This is a genomic window from Streptomyces sp. SID12501 (assembly GCF_010550245.1).
Taxonomy (GTDB): Bacteria; Actinomycetota; Actinomycetes; order Streptomycetales; family Streptomycetaceae; genus Streptomyces.
Genome location: NZ_JAAGLU010000129.1, coordinates 1 through 991, shown reverse-complemented (window position 1 = coordinate 991; position 991 = coordinate 1). Strand labels below are relative to the sequence as shown.

1 pseudogene is annotated in these 991 nt (G+C 67.7%); it reads left to right on the top strand.

What is annotated here, in order from left to right:
• Nucleotides 1–706 (top strand): annotated as a pseudogene (locus G3I71_RS44765) (ISAzo13 family transposase); the annotation flags it as partial.
• Nucleotides 707–991: the final 285 nt, after the last annotated feature.

Below are 991 nucleotides of genomic sequence, written 5' to 3'. Positions count from 1 at the left end.
GCTGGACGCGCTGGATGCTTTGGTCGAACCCGAGACCCGGGGCGATCCGATGAACCGTCTGCGGTGGACCACCAAGTCGACCCGCAACCTGGCCGACGAGCTGGGCAGGCAGGGCCATCAGGTCTCTCACCACAGTGTCGGGCGGCTGCTGACCGGGCCGCTGCAGTACAGCCTGCAGGGCAACGCCAAGACGGTGGAGGGCAAGCAGCATCCGGACCGCGACCTGCAGTTCCGCTACATCAACGACCAGGTCACCACGGCCCTGACGAACGGTCAGCCTGTGATCAGCGTGGATGCGAAGAAGAAGGAATTGGTCGGCGAATACGCCAACAAGGGCCTCGACTGGCGACCGGCCGGCGATCCCCGCCGGGTCGGTGTGCACGACTTCCCCGGCGAGCAGGGCACGGCGGTGCCCTACGGGATCTACGACCTGGCCGCGAACGCCGGCTGGGTGTCGGTGGGCAGCGACGGCGACACCGCGCAGTTCGCCGTGGAGACCATCCGCCGCTGGTGGACCACCGTCGGCCACCCCGCCTACCCCCGGGCCACCCGACTTCTGGTCACCGCCGACGCGGGCGGATCGAACGGCTACCGTCTGCGACTGTGGAAGAAGGAACTGGCCGCGCTGGCGCAGGAGATGGGGCTGGCAATCACGGTGTGCCACATGCCGCCAGGCACCTCGAAATGGAACCGGATCGAGGTGCGCCACGAGGCGCCACTGTTACCGGGCAGGGGTGAGAGACCCCTGCCGCCGGGCTGTCGCAGCAGTCTGGTGAAGCTGAGGGCAGCCGGACCGTGGAGTCGCACGGCGAGGTGAGAGCAGCCCTGACAAAGCTGGGACGCGTCGGTACTTCCAGACGGTGCGGGCTCGGCAAGCGAGACGAGACGCCGTACGAGAGGAACCAGTGTCTGAAGCCCCGTAATACTTCCACCGGCTCCAATCTGGCGGATATGGGCCGGGACGCAGTGCACGCCACCGAAGCTCTGGTGG